The 25,808-nt window shown below is 60.5% G+C and carries 25 protein-coding genes and 2 pseudogenes; 8 read left to right on the top strand and 19 right to left on the bottom strand.

Features of this window, described 5'->3' with window-relative positions; genetic code table 11:
* Positions 1–47: 47 nt before the first annotated feature.
* Complete coding sequence (locus CG471_RS12730; protein ID WP_048939287.1) at positions 48–662, top strand: PAS domain-containing protein; 615 nt, start codon at positions 48–50, stop codon at positions 660–662.
* Here the strand turns inward: CG471_RS12730 and ispH are convergent.
* A complete protein-coding gene (gene ispH / locus CG471_RS30655; protein WP_080993715.1) occupies positions 659–2,527 on the bottom strand; it encodes a 4-hydroxy-3-methylbut-2-enyl diphosphate reductase in 1,869 nt (622 codons plus the stop codon). The genes CG471_RS12730 and ispH overlap by 4 nt on opposite strands.
* Before the next feature lie 136 nt (positions 2,528–2,663).
* On the opposite strand from ispH, the gene CG471_RS12720 reads away from it, so the two are divergent.
* Positions 2,664–4,151 carry a phytoene desaturase gene (locus CG471_RS12720; protein WP_037509653.1) on the top strand — a complete coding sequence of 496 codons (1,488 nt, stop codon included), beginning with the start codon at positions 2,664–2,666 and terminating at the stop codon, positions 4,149–4,151.
* A gap of 68 nt (positions 4,152–4,219) precedes the next feature.
* On the opposite strand, the gene CG471_RS12715 is transcribed toward CG471_RS12720, so the two are convergent.
* The 4 genes from CG471_RS12715 to CG471_RS12700 form a co-directional block, all read right to left on the bottom strand.
* Entirely contained in the window at positions 4,220–5,830 is a 1,611-nt protein-coding gene (locus CG471_RS12715; RefSeq protein WP_004209650.1) for an FAD-dependent oxidoreductase, read from the bottom strand.
* Positions 5,831–5,859: 29 nt separating this feature from the next.
* Entirely contained in the window at positions 5,860–8,769 is a 2,910-nt protein-coding gene (locus CG471_RS12710; protein WP_234415667.1) for a TonB-dependent receptor, read from the bottom strand.
* Between the two features lie 128 nt (positions 8,770–8,897).
* Positions 8,898–9,599: a FecR family protein gene (locus CG471_RS12705; RefSeq protein ID WP_257211519.1), complete on the bottom strand. Its 702-nt coding sequence runs from the start codon at positions 9,597–9,599 to the stop codon at positions 8,898–8,900.
* 220 nt (positions 9,600–9,819) lie between these two features.
* Entirely contained in the window at positions 9,820–10,278 is a 459-nt protein-coding gene (locus CG471_RS12700) for an RNA polymerase sigma factor (RefSeq protein ID WP_240700618.1), read from the bottom strand.
* 516 nt (positions 10,279–10,794) lie between these two features.
* Between CG471_RS12700 and CG471_RS12695 the strand changes: the two are divergent.
* Positions 10,795–11,513 (top strand): annotated as a pseudogene (locus CG471_RS12695) (transposase); the annotation flags it as partial.
* A 105-nt stretch (positions 11,514–11,618) separates the two neighbouring features.
* Here the strand turns inward: CG471_RS12695 and CG471_RS12690 are convergent.
* The 6 genes from CG471_RS12690 to groES form a co-directional block, all read right to left on the bottom strand.
* Complete coding sequence (locus CG471_RS12690) at positions 11,619–12,260, bottom strand: response regulator transcription factor (protein ID WP_004209656.1); 642 nt, start codon at positions 12,258–12,260, stop codon at positions 11,619–11,621.
* A gap of 281 nt (positions 12,261–12,541) precedes the next feature.
* Positions 12,542–12,826 (bottom strand): DUF1905 domain-containing protein, encoded by a 285-nt coding sequence (locus CG471_RS12685; RefSeq protein WP_234415665.1) that lies wholly within the window; start codon positions 12,824–12,826, stop codon positions 12,542–12,544.
* 385 nt (positions 12,827–13,211) lie between these two features.
* Positions 13,212–13,400 carry a hypothetical protein gene (locus CG471_RS12680; RefSeq protein WP_004209657.1) on the bottom strand — a complete coding sequence of 63 codons (189 nt, stop codon included), beginning with the start codon at positions 13,398–13,400 and terminating at the stop codon, positions 13,212–13,214.
* A 210-nt stretch (positions 13,401–13,610) separates the two neighbouring features.
* On the bottom strand, positions 13,611–13,796 hold the full coding sequence (locus CG471_RS12675) for a YdcH family protein (RefSeq protein WP_004209658.1): 186 nt from the start codon (positions 13,794–13,796) through the stop codon (positions 13,611–13,613).
* A 56-nt stretch (positions 13,797–13,852) separates the two neighbouring features.
* Positions 13,853–15,478 (bottom strand): chaperonin GroEL, encoded by a 1,626-nt coding sequence (groL, locus tag CG471_RS12670; protein WP_004209659.1) that lies wholly within the window; start codon positions 15,476–15,478, stop codon positions 13,853–13,855.
* 55 nt (positions 15,479–15,533) lie between these two features.
* Complete coding sequence (gene groES / locus CG471_RS12665) at positions 15,534–15,848, bottom strand: co-chaperone GroES (RefSeq protein ID WP_004209660.1); 315 nt, start codon at positions 15,846–15,848, stop codon at positions 15,534–15,536.
* Between the two features lie 272 nt (positions 15,849–16,120).
* Here groES and CG471_RS12660 point away from each other — a divergent pair, with 272 nt between their 5' ends.
* The 3 genes from CG471_RS12660 to CG471_RS12650 are packed head-to-tail and all read left to right on the top strand — an operon-like array spanning position 16,121 to position 17,192.
* The gene (locus tag CG471_RS12660) at positions 16,121–16,357 is read left to right on the top strand and encodes a hypothetical protein (protein ID WP_004209661.1); all 237 of its coding nucleotides are present in this window, start codon (positions 16,121–16,123) and stop codon (positions 16,355–16,357) included.
* Positions 16,354–16,623, top strand: a complete 270-nt coding sequence (locus CG471_RS12655; protein ID WP_004209662.1) for an usg protein — start codon at positions 16,354–16,356, stop codon at positions 16,621–16,623. Before CG471_RS12660 ends, CG471_RS12655 begins: the two co-directional genes overlap by 4 nt.
* The gene (locus CG471_RS12650; RefSeq protein WP_037490812.1) at positions 16,620–17,192 is read left to right on the top strand and encodes a hypothetical protein; all 573 of its coding nucleotides are present in this window, start codon (positions 16,620–16,622) and stop codon (positions 17,190–17,192) included. Before CG471_RS12655 ends, CG471_RS12650 begins: the two co-directional genes overlap by 4 nt.
* A gap of 18 nt (positions 17,193–17,210) precedes the next feature.
* Here CG471_RS12650 and CG471_RS12645 read toward each other — a convergent pair.
* From CG471_RS12645 to CG471_RS12610, 8 genes and pseudogenes are all read right to left on the bottom strand, one after another.
* Positions 17,211–17,531, bottom strand: a pseudogene (locus tag CG471_RS12645) (NADH dehydrogenase ubiquinone Fe-S protein 4); the annotation flags it as partial.
* A complete protein-coding gene (locus tag CG471_RS12640) occupies positions 17,515–18,030 on the bottom strand; it encodes an Hsp20/alpha crystallin family protein (protein ID WP_004209663.1) in 516 nt (171 codons plus the stop codon). The pseudogene CG471_RS12645 and the gene CG471_RS12640, both read right to left, overlap by 17 nt.
* 100 nt (positions 18,031–18,130) lie before the next feature.
* The gene (locus CG471_RS12635) at positions 18,131–18,604 is read right to left on the bottom strand and encodes an Hsp20 family protein (RefSeq protein ID WP_004209664.1); all 474 of its coding nucleotides are present in this window, start codon (positions 18,602–18,604) and stop codon (positions 18,131–18,133) included.
* A gap of 520 nt (positions 18,605–19,124) precedes the next feature.
* Positions 19,125–19,316, bottom strand: a complete 192-nt coding sequence (locus CG471_RS12630; protein WP_004209666.1) for a hypothetical protein — start codon at positions 19,314–19,316, stop codon at positions 19,125–19,127.
* Positions 19,317–19,364: 48 nt separating this feature from the next.
* A complete protein-coding gene (locus tag CG471_RS12625; protein ID WP_004209667.1) occupies positions 19,365–19,937 on the bottom strand; it encodes a class I SAM-dependent methyltransferase in 573 nt (190 codons plus the stop codon).
* A 661-nt stretch (positions 19,938–20,598) separates the two neighbouring features.
* Positions 20,599–22,932: a xanthine dehydrogenase family protein molybdopterin-binding subunit gene (locus tag CG471_RS12620; protein WP_004209669.1), complete on the bottom strand. Its 2,334-nt coding sequence runs from the start codon at positions 22,930–22,932 to the stop codon at positions 20,599–20,601.
* A complete protein-coding gene (locus CG471_RS12615; RefSeq protein ID WP_004209670.1) occupies positions 22,929–23,912 on the bottom strand; it encodes a xanthine dehydrogenase family protein subunit M in 984 nt (327 codons plus the stop codon). The genes CG471_RS12620 and CG471_RS12615 overlap by 4 nt, the downstream gene beginning before the upstream one ends.
* Complete coding sequence (locus tag CG471_RS12610) at positions 23,909–24,415, bottom strand: 2Fe-2S iron-sulfur cluster-binding protein (RefSeq protein WP_004209671.1); 507 nt, start codon at positions 24,413–24,415, stop codon at positions 23,909–23,911. Before CG471_RS12610 ends, CG471_RS12615 begins: the two co-directional genes overlap by 4 nt.
* Positions 24,416–24,760: 345 nt before the next feature.
* Here CG471_RS12610 and CG471_RS12605 point away from each other — a divergent pair, with 345 nt between their 5' ends.
* Positions 24,761–25,591, top strand: a complete 831-nt coding sequence (locus CG471_RS12605; RefSeq protein ID WP_004209673.1) for a S1/P1 nuclease — start codon at positions 24,761–24,763, stop codon at positions 25,589–25,591.
* Position 25,592: 1 nt separating this feature from the next.
* Entirely contained in the window at positions 25,593–25,793 is a 201-nt protein-coding gene (locus tag CG471_RS12600; RefSeq protein ID WP_004209675.1) for a DUF5818 domain-containing protein, read from the top strand.
* The last annotated feature ends 15 nt before the right edge of the window (positions 25,794–25,808 follow it).

Raw genomic sequence — 25,808 nt, 5'->3', positions numbered from 1 at the left:
AGCGATGCGAAGAGGGCATGCTAGTCAACTGAACAGGGCTCTGCGATATGACCAAATGGGAAGGAGTTGCAGTGACCAGAATATCGGATCCCAATTCTCTGATTTGCAACAGCCAGGTAGCGGCCGTGGTCAGCGATCCTCGGCGCGCCGACAATCCTATCGTGGCCTGCAATCCTGCCTTTGTTGAGTTGACGGGCTACTCCCAAGAAGAGGTCATAGGCCGAAACTGCCGGTTCCTGCGCGGTGCCGGAACCGAGGCCGAGCAGACGGAGATGTTGCGCGACGCTGTAGCCCAGGTGCGACCTGTCATGGTCGAGCTGATTAATTACCGTAAAAACGGCACCCCTTTTCGCAACGCTGTAATGGTTGCGCCGCTTTTCGATGACGAAGGCGAACTGGAATTCTTTCTGGGTTCTCAGATGGCCATCGACGATCGGCCGGTCAGCCGCCATCAGCAGGCACGCATGCGAATTGAAAATCTTAGTGGCCGTCAGCGTCAAATAATCGAGGCGCTTGCCCAAGGGCGCCTAAACAAACAAATCGCGTTCGAGCTGGGGGTTACCGAGCGGACGGTGAAGATGCACCGCGCTGCCGTTCTTCGAACTTTGGAAGTGCGGTCGGTGGCAGAGGCAATCCGGATTGCGATAGAAGCTGGCCTCTAGAGGTCGCGCCGCGCAGCGAACCGGGCCAAAGTCCTCAATCGGGCAGCGCTTATGCCAAACGGCTCCAGAGCGCTATCGCATGCGCGCAGGAGCGCTTCCACTTCAAGAGCTGTAGTTTCTGCTCCCAGGACCGTGACGCCGGTCTCCCGGCTTTTATCTTTGTCCTTGTTTACGGCCTTTCCGACAATGGCTGCATCGCCCTCAGAATCGAGGAGGTCGTCCCTGAGCTGGAAAAGAAGGCCGAGGTCGGTAGCATAGGACTTTAACGCGCTGCGCGTTTGCGCATTGCTTCGGCCCAGCAACATGCCTGCTTCCACTGCGAACCGCACAAGTGCGCCAGTTTTCCGATTGAGGCAATCGATGAGCCCTTCTCGTGAAAGGTCTGCTTCGGGATACAGATCCATCATCTGACCGCCGGCAAGTCCATCCTGACCGATGCATTTCGCAAGGCCCAGAACAAGTTCGCTGCGCACGGCCGCATCGGCATGGGTGCGCGGATCAGAGAGAATTTCAAAGGCCAGTGCCAGCAGAGCATCGCCCGCCAGGACCGCTGTGGCCTCGTCGAACCGACGATGAACGGTAGGTCGTCCTCGCCGAAGATCGTCATCGTCCATGCAGGGCAAATCGTCGTGGACGAGGGACTGAGCATGTACGCACTCAATTGCCGCAGCGACACGCAGTGCCGAACCCCGGTCACCCCCCAACATTTCAGCCACAGCCAGGGCAAGAGCGGCTCTAAAACGCTTTCCTCCTGCCGTAGCAGCGTAGCGCATCGCGTCGGCGAGACGAATATTGCGTGTGGGGCAGTCACCGATCGCATCCATCAGCACCGTGTCGACTGCTGCACGATCATCAGCCAGAATCTTGGGCAGATGCGGAGGGGCTTGCTCGGTCGTTACCACTGAAATGGGTCGAAATCGGATTGATTCTTCCGGTCCAGCCATTTCCTCGCGCAAGAAGCCAAGGCCATCAAGCCAGGAACATATTTCTTCAATCGCCTCGTCCGGGGCGGATGCGGCTGCGCTCAACCCTATTGTAGAGGCTTTCGCCAGTGGAATATGAGCCAAATCTTCAGCATCTTCGATCAGAAACGCCTGCGGACAATCAGCCGCCAGCGCCGCTTCGACCAGTCGGCGCGCATTCGAAGATGTGGGATCTCCAACAATCAACATGATATCGCAACGCGGCGCTATTTGCGTCACAGCAGATTGCCGGTTTGTGGTTGCATAGCAGATGTCGCTTGAACGCGGACCGACGCAATTGGAGAATCGAGCCTCTATCGCCTCGATCAATCGAGCTGAATCGGCGACTGAAAAGGTCGTCTGGACGGCGTAAGCTACTGGCGTTTCATCTGGCAGGGGGAGGGCGCTGACACTGGCCAGATCCGCTACTATCGAAATGGCGTCAGGGGGCAATTGTCCAGTGGTTCCGATTATCTCGGGATGGTCCGCATGGCCGACGAGCAAGACGTGGCGGCCTTGCGAATTCCATTGAGCGACCTCGGAATGAATTTTTGCGACCAAAGGGCAAATGGCATCCACGACGCGCAAACCACGTTTATCCGCCTGCGCTTTCACGGCGGCTGCACTTCCATGCGCGGACAATATCGTGACTGCGCCTTGAGGGATTTCGCTCACATCCTCAACAAAAACGGCGCCTAATTCCTCAAGCTGCTTTAGCACCCTTCGGTTGTGCACGATCGCATGGCGCACATAGACAGGAGCACCATGGACATGCAGCGCGTCCTCAACGGCTGCAATCGCACGTCGTACGCCAGCGCAAAAGCCACGCGGATTGGCCAACAGCACCCGTCTGGGCTCAGGAGAAAAAGCCTGATCTTCTCTATCGTCTGGTGCGCTGATCATCGCCTCATCCTATCTATCTGACATATTTTCAGTTTTTGGCTTTGAATACCATACTCCCCTTTGGACAGGTTGTGGCACTCCACCAATTCCATAGCGATGCCTTGAACCAGCATTCCTCAAACCAAGGCGATACATGATGTCATCAAAGCCTTCTGCAATCGTCATCGGATCAGGCTTTGGGGGACTTGCGCTTGCAATCCGCTTGCAAAGTGCCGGTATCGGCACGACGCTCATCGAGGCACGCGATCGCCCAGGCGGGCGAGCCTATCGCTGGGAAAGAGAAGGTTACATATTCGACGCCGGTCCGACCGTGATTACCGATCCGGCCTGCCTGGAAGAATTATGGATGCTTTCAGGCAATCGAATGGATGAGGATGTGACCCTCAAGCCGGTGAGCCCCTTTTATAGGCTTGTCTGGAACGATGGCACACAGTTCGATTATTCCAATGATGACGCGCTGTTGGAAAAAGAGATTGCCAAGCTCGATGCGAAAGACATCGAAGGCTACCACCGGTTTCTGGACTATGCGCGGTCAGTTTACCAGGAGGGCTACGTAAAGCTGGGTGCAGTCCCATTTCTTGATTTCAAGAGCATGTTGAAAGCGGCACCCGCCCTTGCCCGGCACAAAGCATGGCGGTCTGTCTATGCAATCTTATCGAGCTTCGTGGGGAACGAAAAGCTACGCCAGGCCCTGTCATTCCACACTTTGCTGGTCGGGGGCAATCCGATGAGCACGAGTGGCATCTACGCCCTTATCCACCACTTGGAGCGGGAGGGAGGAATATGGTGGACGACTGGCGGCACAAACGCACTCGTCGATGGGATGGTGGCGCTTTTTGAGCGATTGGGCGGAGCGCTCATGCTGAATGAACCGGTACGGGAAATTTTACATGAAGGGCGTCGCGTAACTGGCGTGGTCACGCAGGCTGGACGTCGCATTCATGCAGATCAGATCGCCTCCAACGCGGATGTTGTCAGCACCTATAAAATGATCGTTGGGTCTTCTCACGCATTGAGGAAAAGGCATTCACTCGAAGCTAAGCGATTTTCTCCCAGTCTTTTTGTTTTACATATGGGAATTAAAGGAAATTTTCCGAAAATCGCGCACCACTCGATTCTATTTTCCGATCGCTACGGTCCCTTATTGGACGACATTTACAAGGGGGGGCGCTTGCCGAAGGACCCGTCAATCTATTTGCATAATCCCGGAGCCAGTGACGCAAGCGTGGCTCCTGCCGGCAAATCGGTCTTGTACGCGCTCGCCCCTGTGCCGCATTTGGGCGCTGCGGCAGTCAATTGGGCGGAGGAGGGCGACCGCTATCGCCAAATCATCATAGGCCGCATTCGCGACCTGTTGATCCCCGATATCGAGGATCGGATCGAAATCTGCTTTCACTATACGCCGGAAGATTTCCAAAGGGATTTGGACGCTCATCTCGGTAGCGCTTTCAGTCTAGAACCGGTGCTGACGCAGAGCGCCTGGTTTCGAGCACATAATCGTGATGACCGATTTGAAAATCTTTTCCTGGTAGGAGCAGGTACCCATCCCGGCGCGGGCATCCCGGGCGTTGTCGGAAGTGCCAAAGCGACTGCAGGGCTCATGATGCAAACCGGGAGGCCCTGAGGCCCGTGTGAACATTGCTGTTCTATAGGCCTACAGAGCTCTATCGCTCACGCTCTATGGATGATCCGTTATCTTTCCAGCGCCAAGATCTGCTGCTCGGACAATAATTGCTGTTTCAGCATCCCGTAATCGACATCCTGCACGCTCCTGCCCTCCCGGATCGCGATGGATGCCGCAGCAGCGGCCGATTGGCCAAGGATCATGAAGACGGGCTCCATTCGGATCGAGCCATAGGCAATGTGCGATGCCGACAAGGCGACCGGGACCAGTAGGTTGGTCGCTTCCTGGCGCTTCGGGATGATCGCATCATAGCTGATCGGATAGGCGCGTTCAGGGCTGACCTCGATATTCCCTTCGTTGCGCGCAAAGCCTCTTGCATCGACGATCCGCCGGACATTGTGCGAGTCCATATTATATGATCCCATGCCGACCGGCCTGGGCGTCGCCTTCGTGCCGCGCAAATGCGGTTCGGCCATGACAAAGTCCGAAACCATGCGCCGCGCTTCGCGCACATAAACTTCCCGCGGCCAGTTACCATTGCCGGTGAATTCATCCTTGCACAGGCCCCAGCGCGACATTTCGGTGCGCGTCTCGGCCGGTACGCCAGGATCGTTTGCCATGAACCACAGCAGCCCCTGCTGATAGTCCACATGCTCCTGAATGATGGCAGCCCGTTCGGTGTCGGTTCCCTCGGGATAGCGGTAATTCATGCCGATATCATCGAAGGAGAAGGCACCGAAATTGTTGGTGTCGGTCTTGCCGTTGGGGATGCGATCGAATTTGCGGAAAAAGTCGCGATAGCCCGCATCCATATAGCGTTTGAGCAACGCATATTGGCGCGGATCATAATGGCGCGGCCTGGGAAAAGGCGTGCGGTTGGCTGGCACGTCGGTCAGGCACATGCGGAATGTATAGGCCTGTATGCGATGGTCGCCCGTGCCGTCCGGCGCGATCGGATCTGCCGTTACCCGCGGCAACAGGCCGCTGCCGGGCTTACCCGGGACGACATAGGGATCGACGTCCAGTGTGAATTGATGATTGGTCGTGTTGGCCATCTGGACGCCGTTCAACGTCTCGCCGTAGGTGGCATTTGCTTCGCGCCCGACCGCAAAGCCCACCCCTGCCCCCGCCATCAGATCGCCTTCATAGCTGGCATCAATGAAGACATGTCCGGCAAAACGACGACCAGTCCCGGAACGGAAGGCGACAACCCGACCGGCTTTCACCTCCACGGCCCCGTCCCGCCGATCGATCGGCTGGGATCGAACGACGGTAACACCGGCCTCCTTCAGCCAGGCCTCGTAAATCCCCTCAGCCACCTTGGGCTCGAACTGCCACATCGCATCGTCATTGACGAAATTCTCGGCGTTCTCCGGACGCCTGGCAAAGGTCCAGGCAGCCGGATCATCATAATGACGCTTCACCCGCCGATAAAATTCGAGCGAGAGGCCACCAATGGCGCGATGATTGCCGGTGTCGGACCAGCCCAGGCCATTGGTCGTCATGCCGCCGACATAGGCGTCGCGACAGACGAGCAGCACCGACCGGCCCAGCCGCCGTGCCTCGACCGCCGCAATGACGCCGGCCGAGGTGCAGCCATATATCACGATATCCGCCGGTGTTTGTGCAACCGTGCTGGCGTCGGCCGCGCCGGCCAGCAGAAGGGCCGCGGCGAGCATGGGGCGAAGCGCCTTGATCCTGCCAGCCATCAGAAAGTCGCCGCCACGCCGAAGAAGAAACGTCGGTCCTCTCGCAGCGAACTGAGCAGGCGCGCCGGATCCTGGAGATATTGCCGTTCGACGGACCGGGTGAGATTGATGGCCTCTGCCGTCAGGCGGACGGTCTTGGTGAGGTTGATCTGGGCCGAAGCGTCGAGTTGCCCCCTGGCCTGCATATAGGAGCTGCCGCCCGATGCGGCGCTGCCCTGCCCCTGCAGATATTTGCTGCGGTGGATATAGGCGACCCGGAAGGACAGCAATTCGTCCTCATAATAGCCGATGAGATTATAGCTATGCTTCGACAGGCCCGGCAATGGCAGGCCGCGTTGGGTCGCCTCGTCTACCAGCGGCGTCTTGCTGTCGACGAAGGTATAATTGGCCTGAATGCCGAGATTGTCGAAGGGCGCCGGCAGGAAACGCAGCGCGTGCTGATAGGCCAATTCGAATCCCTTGATGGTACCCGACTTGCCATTGACCGGCTGGGTAATCTGGAACAGGTCGTCCGGCCCCGTCGACAGGCCGGGCACGAATTCGGGCCGGGTCGTGTTGATGGTGAAGGAACTGACGTCCTTGTAGAAGCCGGCAAGCGTCAGCGCACTGGACGGTGCAAAATACCATTCGAGTGTCGCATCATATTGCGTTGCCTGGAACGGCCGCAGGGCGGGATTGCCACGCGATCCCGTGCGGGCGACGATGAATGGAATGAAGCTCACCCCGACATCGTTAAGACTGGGACGCGCGACCACCTTGGCAGCGGCAGCGCGGAACATGAGGCTGGGCGACAGCTCGAGCGAGAGGTTGGCGCTCGGCAACCAATAGTCGAAGCGCGATTTCGACGCGGTTGCCTGTGTGTCCGACAGATAGCCCGAGGATATGCGCTCGATACTGATATAGCGCACCCCCGCATTGCCGGTGATCGGTATCGATCCGACCTCGCTCTTGAAATTGGCCCGGACATAGAAGGCGAGCGTGTCCTGATCCACGTCGCGGATCGACACGCGGCCAAGCGGGATCGTATCGGCGCGAGGGATCGGCAGGCCAAATGCATCGCGTGCAACATCCTTGTCCACGGTCCCGGTCAGCAAGTCGCGTGGGAAATCGCCCGAGGCTCCAGGAAAGAAGCTGCTCATGCTATTGTCATAATTGAGCCCCGGCATCTCATCGACGGTGATGATGCCATCGCCATTCTTGTCACCAACGGCCAGCAGGCTTGCCGCGGAGGGGACGCTTTGTGGCGATTCCGAATAAAATTTGATCTTCTCGTAGCGCGAGCCAACCTGGATCGAGCTGAGCAAGCCCCAGTCGGTGCGGATGTCGAAATCGACACGGCCGTCATAGCCGCTGTTGTTGGTGATATTGTCGCCATCGAAGATCGATGCCAGCTGATATTGCGCCGGATCGTTACGGTCGAAATTGGTGTCGAGCGAAAGGTTGGGCACCGGGCCGCCCCCCGAGAAATCATAGCTCGCATTGGTGACATTGCCGGCACGCGGGACCACCACATAGGTGAAGGATGCGCCAGGGCCACCATCCGTGCCCTTGCCCTTGCTGTAGGAAGCGTCCGCCGACATCTTCACGACATCACCGTCATATTTGGTCGAGAAACCAAGATTGGTGGATCGGAACTCGGTCGGCTCGTCATAGATGAGCGGCCGCAGCGTCACGCCGGTGAAGGTGCCGCTGACGACGGTGCCATGTTCGTCAGCAACAGCATCGACGTCATTATTATTGAAGAGAATCTGGTAATTGGCGCTGTTGCGTTCCCGTTTCAGCCGCGAATAGGTGCCGTCGAGAATGATCTCCCAATTGTCGGCAGGACGAAACTGCAGCGAACTGTTGAGCGTCAGGCGCTGCTCCCGCCGATCATAGATGCGCGCCATGAAACGATTCGGCCGGAACAGGCCGGGGTCGTCGACGCCGTCACCATCGCCGTCGATGGCATCAGTACGGGTCCAGCCGCCGGAATCGAATGACTGTCCCTGGGTATGGGTGTTGGAATAGGCGATGCTGGCAAGGACGCCGAAGCGATCGTCGAAATTCTTCGAGATGAGGGCTGAGCCTCGGTAGCCAAGATGATCGGCCTGGTCGGTATAGGCACCCTGAAGCCGCCCGCTGATGACAAGGTCGTCAAGGTCGAGCGGACGCTTGGTCTTGAGGTTCACGGTGGCGCCAAGCGCCCCTTCGGGCATGTCGGCGGTGGGAGACTTCGAGACGACGATGCTGCCGATGATTTCCGGACTGATCGATTCTAGCGACGCACTGCCACCTGCACCCGGCCCCAGGAAGGTGCGGCCGTTGATTTCCAGGCGGTTCTGGGAAATGCCGCGGACGGTGAAGTTCGAGCCATCGCCTTCGCGCCGCGTGATCTGGACGCCGGTGATGCGGCTCATGGATTCAGCGACATTCTGGTCAGGCAGCTTGCCGATATCCTGCGCCGTGATGACATCGACGATGTTGCTGGCGCGGCGCTTCACATTGATCGACTGCTGCAACGAGCCGCGAATGCCGGTGACGATGATGTCCTGCGCCGCCTGATTGTCGGAAGAGACTATGTCATCTGGTGCAGCGCCCGCCGCTTCACTCCCCTGTGGATTGGGCTCACCGGCCGGCATCATGGTGAAAGCGGCTGCCGGGGTCGGACCGACCTTGCCTCGCTTGAGCACGATGGCGCTGCCGACCCTGACCATGACGAGATCCGTGCCTGCAAGCAGGCGCTGAAGCGCCTGCGACACATCCATTGCCCCTTTGATGCCGGAAATGGTGACACCCTCAGCTGTGGGGGCCGACACCAATATTTCGATACCCGCCTGTCTGGCAAAGAGCGGGATGCCGGTGCGCGCCGGTTGCGCGGGGATATCGAATCGCCGGACCTGGGCCGCCGCCTCTGCAGGCGAAGCCATGCTCCAGGCCAGGCTGGCTGAAGCCAACATAAAATAGGCGCGCGAAGCTCTCATACATCCTCCCCTGTCTGGCGCCCTGTTTTCTGGTGCGCTCTCGACCATCAAGAGACGGGCGGGTCGGTTTTCCGTCAGCTGCCTGCGATCTTTTTTCGCGAAAGGCGAATTTCCTCGGCTGTCATACTTACCGAAATATCGAGGGAAATGGCCAGGGTCCGCGCAAAACCTGCCGGATTATCGATCCGGAACAGGCCGACCAGCTTCTCATTGGCAAGGCTTGGGTCGGACAGCACCAATTGCTGCTTGTTGTAGCGATTGAACCGGGCAATGGCGTCAGACAATGTGTCCCCTTCGAGCGCGATTTCACCCGCTCGCCAGGCGAGCGACCTCTCTATCGCCTGCGGTGAATTGCCAGTGGCGGGAACCAGCGCGCCCCGCTCGAAGGTCGCAAAATCCCCGGCCCTGAGGATGGTCATGGCCCCTGCCCCGTTACGGGCCCAGGTTGCCACGATCCCCTCGGTCACGGCAATCTGCACGCCATTTTCGGTCCGACTGACGGAAAAGGCCGTGCCGATCGCCCTTGCCTGCGCAATGCCGGCATCGACGATGAAGGGACGCCGTCGGTCCTTTGCAACCTGAAACCAGGCCTGACCTCTTGCCAGCGTGACGCGTCGGCTTTCCTCGTCGAGGGCAACCCGCAGGTCGCTACCACTGTCGATCGTTGCGACCGAACCATCTTCGAGCGGAAGACGCCGAATTTCACCGCGCTCGGTCGCGATATGCTCCCCCGTCCAGCGCGAAAACCCGACCATGCCCGCGATCGCCGCCGCCATGGCACCACCGACCCCGGCCGCCATCCATCGACGCCGCGTCCAATGGGAGCCGTGCTCCGGCCCGGCGTCGGCAACAAGCGCTTCCTCCGCCAGGGCCAGGGCAGCCTGCGCACGCAGCAGCGCCCCGGCATGGAGCCGGTCCTGTGCGAGCCATGCGTCAAGAGCGGCCTGTTGATGCGCATCCAAGGGATGGCGCATGGCCCAGTTGGCAGCTGCCTCGTCAATGCTTTCGCGCACGGACACCTCCGCTGCTCGAAGGCTGTTCCTGTTCGGGCTCGGTCAATGTGCGAAGAATGGTTCTCAAGCCGCGGCTCGCCTCATTCTCGACAATGGTTTCGCTGATGCCCAGCGTCTGGGCAATCATCTTCTGGCTCAAGCCCTCGACCCTGCGCATGATGAAGATCCGGCGGGCACGGTCGGACAGCTGTGCCAGCGCCGCCTGTACCCTGGCCAATTCCTGGCGTCCCTGCGCGAAGCGCTCGGGCGTCAGAGGATCACCTTCCTCTTCCCAACCATCAATGCCGGACGCAGTCTCGATGCGAACCACCCGCGCCCGCTCCACCTGTCGTTGCAATATGTGTCGCGCCATCGTGAAAAGATAGGCGCGCGGCACGGCAACATGCGCGACATCGGGCAGCTGGGCCAGACGGCAATAGCATTCCTGCACGATATCCTCCACATCGGCCGCCGCAAGCACACGCCGCCGCAACCAGCTCCGCAGGTCACGTTCATGGGGCAGAATTTCCCGTGCTACCCATCTGGCAAGCGCGTCGCGTTCCGTAGTTTCTCTCCTCTCTCGTTGCCAAGAGCCATGGAAGAGGCATTTCCGTCACGGTTAAAGCAATTTTGTGGCGGAGAAACAGATACGCGCCGATAGGTGCACATACTCGAACAATCTCCGCAAAAACTGACTGACTATCCCGATCCTTCGCTGCCACCCGATGGGATTTTTTCGCTTCTTTCAGCGGATTGTAGGTTCCAAGCGCTCATGTGAGATCAATGAATTGCAAAGGGAGATGATAATCCGATAAATTGCGGTAACTATCGGACATATCCCAATTGCCGTACTCTGGAAGCATGATCCATTAGGGCCGTGTCGAAGATGATTATTCCCGGTGACATGATGCAGACTGACCTGCCCCCCGAAAGATCCCTCATTCTGATGTAGAGTCTGTCCACGAGAAGGAGCAGACGCATGAGGAAGCGCCGTTTTACTGAGGCGCAGATCATCGGGATGATCAAGGAGCAGGAGTCCGGGCTACCGACGGTCGAGATTTGTCGGAAGCATGGGCTGAGCACGGCGACGTTTTACAAGCTGAAGGGCAAGTACGGCGGGATGGAAGTGTCCGATGCCCGCCGGCTCCGCCAGCTTGAGGAGGAGAACGGCAAGCTCAAGCGATTGCTGGCCGACAGCATGCTCGACAATGTGATCCTGAAGGATCTGTTGGGAAAAGTCTGACGACACCAGGTTTGCGGCGAGACGCGGTGCTCAAGGTGCTGGGGCTCTATCCGATTTCCCAGCGCCGGGCCTGCGTCCTGATCGGTGTCGATCCCAAAATGGTCCGGCGCGAACGCCCGCCGGACCACGGAGCCATCCGGACTGCGATGCGTGAGGTCGCAGGCCAGCGCCGTCGCTTTGGCTATCGCCGGATCGGCATCATGCTGGAACGCCAGGGGATGACTATGAACCACAAGAAGCTCTACCGGCTGTATCGTGAGGAAGGATTGTCGGTTCGCCGCCGTCGTGGGCGCAAACGGGCGCGTGGCAGCCGCACACCGATGCCCGTGCCGCTGGTTCCGGGTTCGCGCTGGTCGATGGACTTTGTCTCCGACACGTTCGGTGCCTCACGCAAGTTCAGGATCTTGGCCATCAATGATGATTGCTGCCGGGAGAACCTGTGCCTGGTAGGTGAGCTGCAGCGACGGCGGCTGATCCCTTAACTGCTACATGTCCAGGAAGCGTTCTACACTCAGCTTTCTACTGCCCTGAGGGGCGGAATTTCGGTGAGCTAGCGTTGATCATGGTTCAATGATGCAATTGCGAATCGCATATCGAACAAGGTCTGCCACATTTCGTAAGTCGAGGCGTTTCATCGCTTCCAGGCGATGTGCCTCCACGGTTTTGACGCTCATGCCCAAAACTTCAGCGATTTCCGTGTTTCGCCGCCCTTCAGCGATCTGCTGAACAATCTGACGCTGTCGTGGGGTAAGCCGCCGCAGCGGGATTACGCTTTCGTCCAGCACGCGCTCGACCAGGAACTCGCTCGCTTCTCCTGAAAAGAAGGGTTCGCCTTTGAGGGCATGGTCCATCGCCTGCTGCCAAACCGACGGCCCTTCAATTTTTGAGAAATACGCTTTGCAGCCTGCACTCAGGGCGCTGGCAATTGTGGTTTTGCTACGCTGCAGAGTGAACATCGCGATGTAGATGGAGGGAGTAACCTGTCTCAATTGCGTTGCGTAGTGCAGCTCATTCTTCAAAGGGGGAGGGCAATCAAGAATAGCGATGTCGGGGGCGTAATCGCGCGCCATAGCAACACCATGTACGCAATCTACTCCTTCTTCGACAACTTCGAAGCGGGAATCTTTCCGCAGAAGCCGGCACAGGACGTTTCGCATCTCTATGCTATCGTCGATCACCAATATCTTAGCGCGGTCAATCATCGTGACGAACTCTCCCAGGCGGGCCCAATCGATTGCCCTCGAACGGCCGCCATGCTCTGGATGGTAAATTCGCTTTAGACTCGCTGCAATCTCCTAAAATCACAGCGGACTGAGCATTTTTCTTCCCTGCTCTCCGTCCTTGATACTGAAGCTAAGATTGAAATCGGCGTCTACCGCCGACCCAAATTATACCTTCAGAGACAGAGTTCGGCTCCTCAGGCGCAGATCTTCCGTTTTTCCAGCGGCTCGCGACCAACTTCCCTCAGGTCGAGCGCTCATTTCTAGCGTGATGGTCCCTTGGATAGGGTAATGCGTACCGTGATCAAGTCGCCTTCGGCCAGCTTTTCTGCTTTTCTCACGCTCGCCTTGATGGGTAGCATGTAGCCTTGGCGGGCCTTGCTCGGAAAAACCGATGTGCGCCAACAAGTTTTGCTGATGGCAGCCTCTACATAGACTGATCCCCAAGCCGCTGAGTGACCAGACGATGCTACACGGATGGCTTCCGCGACGTAGCCGTCGATCGTCAGAAATGACGGCTGGCCATCCTTGCCTTCCCCGCGCCACAACCAGATAGGACCGGCATGCTCTCAAACTGTTTCGTCGGGTGAGACGTCTCCGCCCAGTTCCTCGCGCAGGAAGCGGATCAGCTCAGGGTCTGTTGGGCCATCGTTCGTTTGCGCCACTCGATCATTGGCTGTGCGCTCGTTTGATGCAACCCGATCTTGCGCTATCGTTTCGTCTAAACCAGTAGGCACTATCGGCGCGCTCCTCGCGCGACTGGACGACTTCGAGGTCGGCGCCAACGTGCGGGTCACCCTCCAGCGGGGGCAAGCTACGCGCGAGGTCAAGATCGCGCTTCAGCCGGACGAGCAGCTGCCACCAGACGCGCGCTATCGGAAATCCTCCCGCGATTCGCAGGTGCCGTGACGTTTCATGCGTTTCGAGAAAGGGTCAGGCATCGATCGGCTGGAGGACTTCTCCCGTTTCATCGATCAGGAATGAGCCATCGGTGCGGCGCGTGACGGCAAGACCACTATCCAGGATGAAATCGATTTCCTCGCCCCTTTCCATCTGGACGATAGTGTGTCGCCGGCCACTCTCGCCAGCTGCAGGCAGCCGTTTCGTTACGCGCCAGTGCATCGCCAGGTTCCTTGGCCTGTCCCATAGATTGTTGCTGACAGAGAAAGGAGCCCCGGCGGCTGGCTCGAGGCTCCCCTGTCCATCCTCGCGAGCTTCCGCGAACGGGGCGGACGACCATGGAACGCAGATGGGCGCCATCGGGTTTCCGGCAAAAGCTCGCTGCCGGTAAGCGGCGGGCACTTGCGCGGATCGTCCGCATCGGACTCTCGCTCAAGCGGCTTCGCGCTCTTCCGCGTGACCCGAGCAGGCCGCCATCTGGTCCTTGACCGCCAGCTTCAGTTTCTTGAGCCGGCCGATCAGGAAATGGCGCGGATGGAGACGCTTCTCCTCTTCGCGGATTTCGGCTTCGAGACGCGCATGTTCGCGCTCGAGGTAGCGCAGATAGTGGTCGTTCATCGTCGAGTTCCTCATGTTCGATGATGGGGCCCGGCCGCAGCCGGGCCCTTCGTCTGTCAGTACTCCATTTCCGGCATCGTGGCCCTGGCGCCCTTGTCATCCTTGGGCGCTTCGGCGACGAGCGCCTCGGTCGTGATCAGCAGCGAGGCCACCGAAGCTGCGTCTTGGAGCGCGGTGCGGACCACCTTGGCGGGATCGATCACGCCGGAGCCAACCAGATCTTCATATTGGCCGGTGGCGGCGTTAAAGCCCCAGTTGTAGTCTTCGCTCTCCAGAAGTTTGCCGACGATGAATGCACCATCCTCGCCGGCGTTGTCAGCAATCTGCCGTGCCGGCGCGCGCAGCGCCCGGCGGACAATGTCGATACCTGACTGCTGGTCGTCGTTCGCGGCCTTGATGCCCTCGAGCGCCTTGAGCGCGCGCAGGAGCGCAATGCCGCCGCCCGGCAGGATGCCCTCCTCGACCGCGGCGCGGGTGGCGTGGAGCGCGTCGTCGACGCGGTCCTTCTTCTCCTTGACCTCGACCTCGGTTGCGCCGCCGACGCGGATCACCGCGACGCCGCCGGCGAGCTTGGCCACGCGCTCCTGAAGCTTCTCGCGGTCGTAGTCGCTGGTCGTTGTCTCGATCTGCGCCCTGATCTGCGTGACGCGAGCGTCGATGTCCGAACGCGCGCCGGCGCCATCGACGACGGTGGTGTTGTCCTTATCGATGATGACCTTCTTGGCGCGGCCGAGCATGGCGATCGTGACGTTCTCGAGCTTGGTGCCGAGTTCCTCGCTGACGACGTTGCCGGCCGTGAGTACCGCGATGTCTTCCAGCATCGCCTTGCGGCGATCGCCGAAGCCCGGCGCCTTGACCGCCGCGACCTTGAGGCCGCCGCGCAGCTTGTTGACGACGAGCGTCGCCAGCGCTTCGCCCTCGACATCCTCGGCGATGATCAGAAGCGGCCGGCCCGACTGCACCACCTGCTCGAGCAGCGGGATCAGCGCCTGGAGGTTCGACAGCTTCTTCTCGTGGATAAGGATGTAGGGATCCTCAAGCTCGACCTTGAGCTTCTCGGCGTTGGTTACGAAATAGGGCGAGAGATAGCCGCGGTCGAACTGCATGCCCTCGACGGTCTCGAGCTCGGTCGCAAGGCTCTTGGCTTCCTCGACGGTGATCACGCCCTCGTTGCCGACCTTCTCCATCGCCTCGGCGAGAATGCGGCCGACTTCCTCGTCGCCGTTCGCGGAGATGGTCGCGACCTGGGCGATCTCGCTATTGGCGCGGACCTTGCGCGCATGGGCTTCAAGGTCCTTGACCACGGCGCCGACGGCGAGGTCGATGCCGCGCTTGAGGTCCATCGGGTTCATACCTGCCGAGACAGCCTTGGAACCCTCGCGCACGATCGCCTGGGCGAGCACGGTCGCGGTGGTGGTGCCGTCGCCGGCCTTGTCGTTCTGCTTCGACGCGACCTCGCGCAGCATCTGCGCGCCCATGTTCTCGAACTTGTCCTTGAGTTCGATCTCCTTGGCGACGGTAACGCCGTCCTTCGTGATGCGCGGCGCGCCAAACGACTTCTCGATGACCACGTTGCGGCCCTTCGGACCCAGGGTCACCTTCACTGCGTTGGCAAGCGTATCCACGCCGCGCAGCATGCGATCACGCGCGTCCGACGCAAACTTCACTTCCTTGGCAGCCATTGCCTCGTCTCCTTTCTTCGAATTCATTCCTGGGTGTTGAGGGGACAGGCCAGCCTCACGCCGCCTGCTTGAGCTCTGCCTTGGGCTCGATCACGCCGAGGATATCGTTCTCCTTCATGATGAGCAGATCCTCGCCATCGATCTTGACCTCGGTCCCCGACCATTTGCCGAAAAGGACGCGGTCGCCGGCCTGGACTGATAGCTCGACGAGCTTTCCGGCTTCGTCGCGCGCTCCCGGACCAACGGTGACGACTTCGCCTTCCTGCGGCTTTTCCTTGGCGGTGTCGGGGATGATGATGCCGCCCGAGGTCATCTCCTCGGCTTCGATGCGGCGGACGACCACACGGTCGTGCAAGGGGCGGAAATGCATGCATAACCTCCAGATGCAAAACTGAGATGTGATAGGCCCGGCGTTCATTCGAACGTCAGGTGACGCGGAATTAGGAAAGCTCATTTTTTGCGTCAAGATGGTGCGCGAAAATTTTTGGCACTCGCAGGCATCGAGTGCCAGGTGCCGACTTATCGAGTTGTTGTTGGGTCAATTTCCCTCTTGACGCGAATCGCCGGCGTTCCAAAATTTGCCGAGTGGGCGCTGCGCCCGCAGATGAGAAAGGAGCGACACCAAAGGAAGGAGGCAGAGCCATGTCGCAGCCATTTTCCCGCTATCTTCATCCCTTCGACGTTGCGCACAATCCGAGCCTGGAGCCCGAAGTGAAGCGCGCCATTCTGGCATCCTGGGCGTCCGACCGTTCCGCGGTGCGCGACCATCCCGGCCTGCGCAAGCCGCCCGGCGCCAGGCGCGCGGTGCCGATCGATGACATCCTTGCCGCCATGCATGCGATCGACAAGCCCGCGGAAGGTCCCCGCGCTTCGCCATGAGCCGCCGGGATTTTATCGTGCAGCTAAAGGGCCATCGGCTGACGACGGCACAAATCCACTACTACCGTCCCGATGCGCCCTCGCTGCTGCAGTTGTTCGTTTGGCAGGAGTACGATCTCGCGCCCGACTTTCCAAGGCTGTTCGCGTTTCTCGAGCATTGGCGACGCGAGATCGAGGCCCCGCTCCACTCGATGTGCATTTCCCATGAGGGGATGATCCGCCCTACCGAGTGGCGCGCGGTCGATGGCGTCATCGATATCCGGTGACGCGCAGTCTGCTCAAGGGGTGGCGCAAGCCGAAGCCGGACGACGTGCCGGTACGCCTGCCCTTCAGCCACATCATGGAATTCGCGATGGCGCTCCTGTCGATCTCGCCGCACGAGCTGCGAGCGCTGGGCTTGACCTTCGCCCATCGCAAGAGACTTCTCGATCACATGCTGGCTTGTGGCCGTGCAGCCGAAGGCATCGAGCCGAACAAACTGACCACCAAGCAGATCGAGCTGCGCTTGCCGAAGGGGGACCTTGCCCGCTTGCGCATTTCGCGGTGCGCGAACTGCCCAAGGCGGCGAGCAACGCGGCGGTTATCGACCGGGTGCTCACCGCCCTCGACGAGGCATGGCATCGACACGAGCGTCCATCGCACGCTGCATGCTCTGGCGAGCAGTCCTCGCCCACCTGAAGTGCGCCTCTACCTATGCAGATTTGCGATCAACCTCCTCATTGGCGGCCATGCTGGCGCAAGGGAAATTGCCGCAGCACAGAGCATGCGGGCCGGTGGGCCAGCAGCAAAGCACGGGCCCCAAGGCATCGGGGATAGCAAGACGGATTTGGCCTAGCGACGGCTCCGTCCGGCATTCGAAGTCAAGACCCTGCCTTTGGCAATATCGCTCGGCCGAGGCGCGGTCAGGAAAGCGCAGCTCGATCGTCGCGAGGGGATCGCCTCCGCCGGTCCAACCCGTCAGCGGGTCGGCAACCGGGCCCCAGCGCGGCGCAAACCTGACCCGCCATCGATTTTGGCGGCGTCGGCCGCCACTTGTCGCTAAGGCCAGCGGCTCGATGATCGCCTGAGCACCGAGCGGGAACGAGGTCGCACCCGCCAGGGCAACCGCCTGGTTGTCGTTAGCCGAAGGCCCGGACTCGAAAGTCCGGGCCCTGCCGTCAGCGGGCGCAGCCATTGACGGGAACCCGGCGGATGTGCTGCTCCGCCGCCTCTGTCCTCGGCAGCGTGACCGTCAGCACGCCGTTTTTGAAGGTGGCTGCGACCTTGTCGCGTTCGATGCCCCTAGGCAGGCCGATGCGGCGCTCGAAGCGGCCATAGCTGCGCTCCGAGTAGCCGCGATCCTTGTCCTCGACTTCGGACTTCTTTTCGCCACGCAAGGTCAAGGCGCCGTCCTCGACGAAGATCTCCACGTCCTTCTCGTCGAGGCCCGGCAGTTCCGCCGTTACCCGAATCTCCTTGTCGGTCTCGCCCAGCTCAAGGTGCGGCCATCCTGACATGCGGTCGAAGCCGGCGAAGGCGGGCATGCCGAAGTTGCGAAAGACATCGTCGAAGAGACGGTTCACGTCGCGGTGAAGCAACTGAAGCGGATGGGTTTCCCTTTCCCGCTCGGCGCTGACCGGAACGGGCAGCCGGTTTTCCTGCCGGCTCCAGGGAATGAGATCACGAATAGCCATGATGACATCTCCTTTTCTGGCTGGATGAAAGGCTGAACCTGCCGGACGCCGCGTGCGGGGGGTATCGGAAGGCGGCGCCGGCAGGCCGATGGGCGCGGGATCAGGCCGGCTCGGCCGCCTTTTCCTTCACTTCGCCCAGTCGCTTGTCGTTGGAAGCGGCGCCGAAGATCTCGATGCGGCGCGGCTTCATCGCCTCGGGCACGACACGAGTCAGCTCGATCGACAGGAGGCCGTGCTCGAAGTTCGCATTCCCGACCTCGATGAAATCGGCAAGCTGGAAGCGCCGCTCGAACGCCCGGGCCGCGATACCGCGATGCAGGTATTCGCCCTTGTCGGCGTCATCGGCACGCTTGCCGGTGACCGAGAGCAGGTTCTGGTGCGCGACGATCTCGATATCCTCGGGCTTGAAGCCGGCGACCGCGATGGTGACGCGGAAATTGTCGTCGTCGATCCTCTGGATGTCGAAGGGCGGATAGCCATCTTCCTCCCGCGCACCCGCTTCGAGCAGGTTGAACAAACGATCGAAGCCGACCGTCGAACGGCGATAGGGCGTAAAGTCAAAGTTCGGTCTCATCTCCAAATCCTCCAAATGAAGCAATTCGGGCATGAGATGCGCCAGTAACCAAGAGCCGGCGCTCTCATGTGTCCAACCGGACCCGGTTTGGCGTCCGGTACCCGTGAGCTAATTTTGGTCGCGCGGCTTTCAAGATAGTGCGGCCAAAAAATTTTTGCGGCGCGCGCAGATTTGCTCAGGCGCTGTGCTCAGCCGGGGAACCGAACGCCAGCAAGACCAATTTACCGGGCGATTTCAATCCAAATAGAGGTAATGTGTTCTCATGAGGTACCGACTGCTGCGCGATGACGACCGCTCGGTGGCGACGACGAGCGAGGATCTCGAGGGCGAACTGGCCGCGACGACGTGGGCTCGCGCATGGCTCGAAGACCATGCCGATCACGATCGCTACCGGCTCGAGCCTATGGGCGGTTCGCGGCCCATGCTGATGATTCGAACGGTCGCCGGACATGGTACGCTATTCCGATTGCTGCAGAGACGGAACGCACCTGAGCTTGCCGAACGACGCGCAAATTTCGCGTCAGGACGCGGGACCACCCTCTTCGTAGATCGGGCCGAGCGCTAGCCAGCGTCCGCTGCGCGAGCGCTCGATTGGTGTGCCGCACCAGTCGCACAGCGCCGAAAGGTCGCCGCCCCGCTTGCGCCGGCTGACCGAGATTATCGGCGGCCGGTGCCGTCCGATGAGACAGAACAGCAACCGCGCGTCGATCATGCTGGCATTGCCTCGTCATGCCGCGATCTCGCTTGATGCCATTACCGATCACTGCCGCTTTCCTGTCGCCCAATAAAGATGGCAGGGCGGGATGTTCCTCCATTCGTAGCTTTCGCGCAGGCTCGCGAAATGACGCCTCAGCAGCGGACGGATGGCGGTGCGCATCTGGTAGGCCGCCAGCGTGCCGCACGGCGACATGGCCCGCACCGTCTCGCGCATGATCGCCTCGGCGTCGCCCGGCTCGAGCGTCGAGAAGGGCAAGCCCGTTAAAATACAGTCGGCCTCGCCCAGTCCATGCTCGGCAAGGTGGCGATTGACGTCCTGCGCCGTTCCTTGAACGACGATGAGCCGGCGATCGTCGCAGCGCTGCCGCAAAGTTTTGACGAATCTTTCGCCGGTCTCAATCGCCAGAAGAACGGCATCGCGCCGCATGCGCTCCAGCGCTTCGAAGGTAAAACGCCCCGTGCCCGGACCATATTCGACCAGAATGCTGATGCGCTGCCAGTCGAGCGGGGCGAGCATGCGGCGAACCATGCGCGCGCTCGCCGGGACGGCCGAGCCGACCATGCCGGGATTGCGCACAAACTCCGAGACTGCCACCCAAGCTGAATCCTGCGCCATCGCTCTCTCCTTGCAACCGTGACAACGATACTCGCGGCCAGTGGTTCGCGGGGAGGAAGCAGTACCTCGAACTGCGCCGGTGGCGATGATGGTCGTGCTCATCCTGTTCGGCGATTCGCTGGTCCATGGCCTCCTCTCGCCGCTCGGCTCGGCCTAATGGGCGGCGGCCATTGCTATCATCATAATCGAGCGATTGCCCACCGGGCTGATCGGCATGACCGCTTTCAGGGCGGCGCGGCACGAGAAGTCGATGCTGACCTTTTTCGGCCTCCTAGTGTCGGATCGTTTTACTATATAGCTTATGGGGTCGACGACGGTCCGTTTGCCGGTTGCCACCGGCTGCGAACCCCTGCGGATTGTCGGCCCCTTGTCATCCTGCCGGCCAAACGATCGATGAATATCGGGTTCTGACAAGAGCTGTCCTCCGATCCATCGCTTGCGAACGGCAGCAAAGTCCCAGTCTCGGCCATAACCGGACCGACAGCTCGTAGGCGCGACACTTTTCCAATTGAACGGCATGCATGGGCGCGTTGCCGCCTTTCAGCATGAGGCTTCTACAGGTTAGTGAATGGCCGCTTTGCTGGTTCGGTTTCTCCGAAGCCGAAATTCGGGAAAGTCCCATTTGCCGTCATCACAGCCGGCGTTGCCATCAATTGATATCCTAAATCAATTTGTCGAGCGTGATCGGCAAATCACGCACGCGTTTCCCAGTCGCATTGTAGATCGCGTTGGCGACCGCCGCCCCCGTACCGGTGATGCCAATTTCGCCGACGCCGCGCGCGCCCATGGGTGTGTGGGGATCGGGTATGTCGGTCCAGATGACATCGATTTCGGGAACGTCCATATGCACGGGCATATGATATTCAGCGAGGCTGGGGTTCATGATCCGTCCGCTCCGCTCGTCGAACTGTGCTTCTTCCATCAGCGCGAGGCCCAGGCCCATGATGATGCCCCCCCTGAACTGACTCGCCGCCGTCTTGGGATTGAGGATGCGGCCGCAGTCGAACGATCCCAGGAAGCGAGATATGCACGGTTCACCCGTAATCATGTTGACCCGCACTTCGCAGAACATGGCGCCGTGGCTGTGCATCGACCAGTGCATGGTCTCGAGCGGCATGGGCGGCTCGGCTTCGATGACGACGGCGTCGCGCTGGGCGCGCGAGAGGATCGACGTGTAGCTTTCATACCGCGATGGATCGTCCAGGCTGGCTAGGCCGCCATCCCGACTTCCCACCTCTGCCTGTTTCAGCCCAGCCAAAGGCGAGTCATTTCCTGCCAGAGCCAGCAGTTGCGCAACCAGCTTATTGTAGGCCGCAATCACCGAGGCGCCGATCGATGCAGTCTGCTGCGATCCGCCTGCAAGGACCAGCCCAGGCAAGGTTGAGTCGCCATAGTTGAATTGGACGTGTGACATCGGCAGGCCCAGTCGTTCAGCTGCCACCTGTGTCTGCGCCGTAGCCGTACCCATGCCCATTTCGTGCGCGGCGATGTCGATCGTCGCATGGCCGGCGCGAGACAGGGTGATGCGGGCTGCGCCGCCGGGCATCCGGTAATAGGGATAGGTAGCGGTGGCGCATCCCATGCCGATCAGCCATTCGCCTTCCTGGTGCATGCGCGGCAGAGGGTTGCGTGCGCTCCACCCGAAGCGCTCGGCCCCGTCGCGCCATGCCTGATCAATATGCCGCGCTGAAAAGGGCAGGCCGGATATCGGGTCCTTCTCCGGCTCGTTGCGCAAGCGGAGCTCGATGGGATCGATACCGAGCTTCTCGGCCAGTTCGTCCATCGCGCATTCAAGCGCGAAGGTGCCCACCGCTTCGCCCGGCGCGCGCATGAATGTGTTACTGGTCATGTCGATCTCGACATGCTGGACGTCCAGCAGGATATTCTCCGCGGCGTATGCGCTGCGCGTCGGGAGGATGAATGGTTCGGGCATGACATTGTGCGATGTCTTGGCCGTCACACCGCGATGGATGAGTGCGGTGAGCTTGCCCTCGGCGGTCGCGCCCAGAGCAACCTGCTGCTCGGTCGGCGAACGACCACCAACCGTGCGGTAGACACCTTCTCGGGTCAGCATCAATCGGACAGGTCGCTCGACAAGCTTCGCGGCTGCGGCCGCAATGATCTGATGCTGCCACAGCGTCTTACTGCCGAAACCGCCGCCGACATAAGGCGATGTGATGACGACCTTGTCCGCGGGTAGATCTAACACCTGCCCCAGCGTCCAGGCCGAATGCGCGACAGCCTGCTGCGCGTCATGGATGCGGAGTGTGTCGCCCTCCCACGAAAGCGTGACGGCATGAAGTTCGATAGGATTATGATTGTGGCGCGGCGTCGAATAGGCCGCGTCGATCTTGACGGCGGCCTTTTCGAACGCTGCCTGCGCATCGCCCACCTCGTCATGCAGCGGCTGGCCCATGAACTGCGATTGGGTGGTACCCCTGGCGATCGCCGCGTGGAAGTCGGTCTCCGCCGGCTCGGCCGCATAGGCCACATCGATCAGGCCAGCGGCATGGTCCGCTTGCTCCTGCGTGTCAGCAAGTATGATGGCGATAGGCTGACCGTTCCAGTAGATCTTCTCATCCTGCAGGACGGGAATGCTGTCGCCCGCAGCGGCCTTGGGATCACTCATGAACAGGGGGGCAGGCTTTAGTCTTGGCGCGTTACGATAGGTCATCACGAGCAGGACGCCGGGCGCGCTCTCAGCCCTTTCGACATTGAGCGAGGTGATGCGGCCTTTCGCGATCCTGCTGTAGACGATGGCGGCATAGACCATGTTTTCCAGAGGAAACTCCGCCGCAAAAGGAGCAGCCCCCGTCACCTTGAGTGGCCCGTCGATGCGCGAGACGGGCTTGCCGACATGACCATGCTGGTGACGGATGAGCGGATCGGGTTCGCCTCCCGGCATCCAACTATCTGGCGCGAGCGCCACTACCTTCGCCATCGCGCCCTGCATCAGGCCTTGCGCCAACGCCTTGCCGCTATCGATCAGGCTCATGCCATGTCCTCCATCAACTGCGTGAGTACAGCGACCATCGTCCGCTGCGCGAGCGCGACCTTGAAGCCATTGTCCCGGAGCGGCCGGGCATGGGACAGTTCTTCCGAGGCTGCCTTGATGAAGGCATCCACCGTTGCAGGTGATCCACGCAAAAGCGCTTCCGCTCTGGCTGCACGCCACGGCTTATGGGCAACGCCGCCGAGCGCCAGCCGGACGTCCCGCACATGCCCCTGTTCCACATCGAGGACGGCCGCGACGGACACCAGCGCGAACGCATAGCTCGCCCGATCACGGACCTTGCGGTAGGTTGAGCGCGCAGTGGATGGCACGGCTGGCAGTTCGATTGCGGTGATGAGTTCGCCCTGCTGCAGATTGGTGTCGATATCGGGTCGCTCGCCGGGCAAGCGATGAATGTCAGCGAACGCAATCCTTCTTTCGCCGTCGGGTCCTCGCACATGCACAGCGGCGTCTAGCGCAGCCAAGGCCACGCACATGTCCGATGGATGGGTGGCGATACAATGATCGGACGCGCCAAGAATCGCATGATTTCTGGTGAAGCCGCCAATCGCATCGCAGCCGCTTCCTGGGATGCGCTTGTTACATTGCGTGCCATCCTGGTCGTAGAAATAGAGGCACCGGGTGCGCTGCAGGATGTTGCCGGCGACGGTCGCCATATTGCGGATCTGCGCGCTGGCTCCGGCGACGATCGCGCGGGAAAGAAGGGGATATCGTTCGCGGATGGCGCGATGTTCGGCCACCGCAGTGTTGCGCGCCGCAGCGCCGATCAGCATGCCGCCATCGGATTGCTCGACTATGCCCGTGTCGAGACCTGTCACATCGATCAAGGTCGATGGACGCTCGATATTTTCCCGCATGAGATCGACGAGGTTTGTTCCTCCGCCAAGATAGCGGACACCGTTACCGGCCTGTCGCAGCGCCTCGTCGGCGTTGGCGGCGCGATGATAGGTAAAGGGGATCATTCGGTGACCTCCGCAAACGTCTCGAGGATCGCATCGACGATGCCATTATGCGCGCCGCAGCGGCACAGGTTGCCGCTCATCCGCTCACGAACCTCGTCGCGCGTCATCCCTATGCTGTCGGTGTCGAGCGCGTGCGTTACGTGACTGGGAACGCCGCGTTGCAGTTCGGCGGCCATCCCGACTGCAGAGCATATCTGTCCCGGCGTGCAATAGCCGCATTGGAAACCGTCATGCTCGACAAAGGCCTGCTGAAGCGGGTGCAGATTGTCGGCCGTTCCCAAGCCTTCGATCGTGATGATCTCCTGCCCCTCATATTGAACGGCGAGCGCGAGACAGGAGAGGATCCGCTCCCCATTTGCCAGCACGGTGCAGGCGCCACATGCTCCTTGATTGCAGCCTTTCTTCGATCCGGTGAAGCCCTGATTCTCCCGCAGAAAGTCGAGGAGGGAAACACGAGGGTCTCCAGGACACTCGGCCAAGGCGCCATTTACAAGGATGCTCATCCATCACTCCCCATAGTCGGGTGCGTAAACGATGTAGAAATGCGCGGATCGAGGTTTCGGGCCCATCGACAGCATTTTCCAGATGCGATTGCCGATCGGGCTCTCATCAATCAGTCTGGAAACTACCGCCCGCATAAGCGATGATCGACATGGTGGTGCCACCTTTCTGGAAGCAGAAATGCGCGGTGGCACGTCAGGAATTCAGGGCGATAGTTGACAGACCGACCAGCGGGATAGGTTCAGACCTTTGTGTCCGACTTGCCTAAGCTCGAGAGCCGTAGCCTTCCAAATGGATCCAGAATCGAATTGCTGGATCATGCGTGGAGACGCGCTAATGGTGCGTCCATGCGCAAACTCATTCTACCTCTAATCCTTCTCTCGATCACCTCGCCGGCTTTTGCCTGGGGGCCCATCGGCCACCGCGTCACCGGTGCCATTGCCGACCGGAACCTGAGCGGCGTGGCCCGCGCCAATGTCCAGCTTCTCCTGGGGGACGAAGATCTGGCACAGGCGGCGACCTGGCCGGACGACATGAAATCCGACCCCGCCGATTTCTGGCAGAAGCAGGCCAGCCCATGGCATTATGTGACCGTGCGCGAGGGCGACGCCTATACGAGCGCCGACGCGCCGCCCGAAGGCGACGCGATGAGCGCGCTTGCCCGCTTCACCGCGACGCTGCGTGATCCTGCGGCCTCAATGGACGACAAGCGCCTGGCCCTGCGCTTTGTCGTCCATATTATCGGCGACCTGCATCAGCCACTTCATGCCGGCGGCGGCAACGACCGGGGTGGCAATGACATGAAGGTGAGCTGGTTCGGTCGCTCGACCAATCTCCATTCGGTCTGGGACAGTGCGATGATCGAACAGCGATCGCTCTCCTATTCCGAACTCGCCGACTGGCTGGCGCGCGCGATCACGCCGCAGCAGATCATCGCCTGGAATGTTCGCGATCCAGGCACCTGGATCCGCGAGAGCATCGCGCTGCGCAAGACGATCTATCCCACCGATACCAGCCTGTCCTGGGACTATGCCTATCAGCACCGGGTCGAGCTTGATGATCGGCTCAAGCGCGGTGGTATCCGCATCGCCGCCTATCTCAACTGGGTGTTCGAGAATCCGCAGGACCAGAACCCGTCCCAGGCTCAAACTCCCCGCAAGCCCGCAAGGCACAAATGACATGCCACTCGGCACGCGGCACGAACTGATCGGCATCCTGCTTGGCGGCGATCCCTATACCGTGCTGCGTGTCGCTGATGGCGGGGAATGGCGGCTCGATTGCCCCAGATCCTGCCGGCATCTTATTGGCCAGAAGGTCCGGGTCGTGGGAACGAGATCCGATTTCGACATGCTCGATGTCGAGCGGATCGAACCCGCCTGAGCCGTATGGGCGGCC

This window comes from Sphingobium sp. IP1, assembly GCF_002708645.1.
GTDB lineage: Bacteria > Pseudomonadota > Alphaproteobacteria > Sphingomonadales > Sphingomonadaceae > Sphingobium > Sphingobium yanoikuyae.
The sequence above is the reverse complement of the archived record's forward strand: the minus strand, read 5'-3'. Positions and strand labels throughout refer to the sequence as shown.

Coding starts and splice junctions, on each gene's coding strand:
- CG471_RS12720 (WP_037509653.1), top strand. CDS start 2,664: ATGTCATCAAAGCCTTCTGCAATCGTCATCGGATCAGGCTTTGGGGGA.
- CG471_RS12625 (WP_004209667.1), bottom strand. CDS start 19,937: ATGGCGCAGGATTCAGCTTGGGTGGCAGTCTCGGAGTTTGTGCGCAAT.
- CG471_RS12675 (WP_004209658.1), bottom strand. CDS start 13,796: ATGAACGACCACTATCTGCGCTACCTCGAGCGCGAACATGCGCGTCTC.
- CG471_RS12605 (WP_004209673.1), top strand. CDS start 24,761: ATGCGCAAACTCATTCTACCTCTAATCCTTCTCTCGATCACCTCGCCG.
- CG471_RS12705 (WP_257211519.1), bottom strand. CDS start 9,599: ATGGCGGCGGCGATCGCGGGCATGGTCGGGTTTTCGCGCTGGACGGGG.
- groES (WP_004209660.1), bottom strand. CDS start 15,848: ATGCATTTCCGCCCCTTGCACGACCGTGTGGTCGTCCGCCGCATCGAA.
- CG471_RS12600 (WP_004209675.1), top strand. CDS start 25,593: ATGCCACTCGGCACGCGGCACGAACTGATCGGCATCCTGCTTGGCGGC.
- ispH (WP_080993715.1), bottom strand. CDS start 2,527: ATGATCAGCGCACCAGACGATAGAGAAGATCAGGCTTTTTCTCCTGAG.
- CG471_RS12635 (WP_004209664.1), bottom strand. CDS start 18,604: ATGAGACCGAACTTTGACTTTACGCCCTATCGCCGTTCGACGGTCGGC.
- groL (WP_004209659.1), bottom strand. CDS start 15,478: ATGGCTGCCAAGGAAGTGAAGTTTGCGTCGGACGCGCGTGATCGCATG.
- CG471_RS12640 (WP_004209663.1), bottom strand. CDS start 18,030: ATGGCTATTCGTGATCTCATTCCCTGGAGCCGGCAGGAAAACCGGCTG.
- CG471_RS12690 (WP_004209656.1), bottom strand. CDS start 12,260: ATGATTGACCGCGCTAAGATATTGGTGATCGACGATAGCATAGAGATG.
- CG471_RS12615 (WP_004209670.1), bottom strand. CDS start 23,912: ATGATCCCCTTTACCTATCATCGCGCCGCCAACGCCGACGAGGCGCTG.
- CG471_RS12620 (WP_004209669.1), bottom strand. CDS start 22,932: ATGAGCCTGATCGATAGCGGCAAGGCGTTGGCGCAAGGCCTGATGCAG.
- CG471_RS12610 (WP_004209671.1), bottom strand. CDS start 24,415: ATGAGCATCCTTGTAAATGGCGCCTTGGCCGAGTGTCCTGGAGACCCT.
- CG471_RS12710 (WP_234415667.1), bottom strand. CDS start 8,769: ATGGCTTCGCCTGCAGAGGCGGCGGCCCAGGTCCGGCGATTCGATATC.
- CG471_RS12730 (WP_048939287.1), top strand. CDS start 48: ATGACCAAATGGGAAGGAGTTGCAGTGACCAGAATATCGGATCCCAAT.
- CG471_RS12630 (WP_004209666.1), bottom strand. CDS start 19,316: ATGATCGACGCGCGGTTGCTGTTCTGTCTCATCGGACGGCACCGGCCG.
- CG471_RS12715 (WP_004209650.1), bottom strand. CDS start 5,830: ATGCTCGCCGCGGCCCTTCTGCTGGCCGGCGCGGCCGACGCCAGCACG.
- CG471_RS12655 (WP_004209662.1), top strand. CDS start 16,354: ATGAGCCGCCGGGATTTTATCGTGCAGCTAAAGGGCCATCGGCTGACG.
- CG471_RS12660 (WP_004209661.1), top strand. CDS start 16,121: ATGTCGCAGCCATTTTCCCGCTATCTTCATCCCTTCGACGTTGCGCAC.
- CG471_RS12680 (WP_004209657.1), bottom strand. CDS start 13,400: ATGCACTGGCGCGTAACGAAACGGCTGCCTGCAGCTGGCGAGAGTGGC.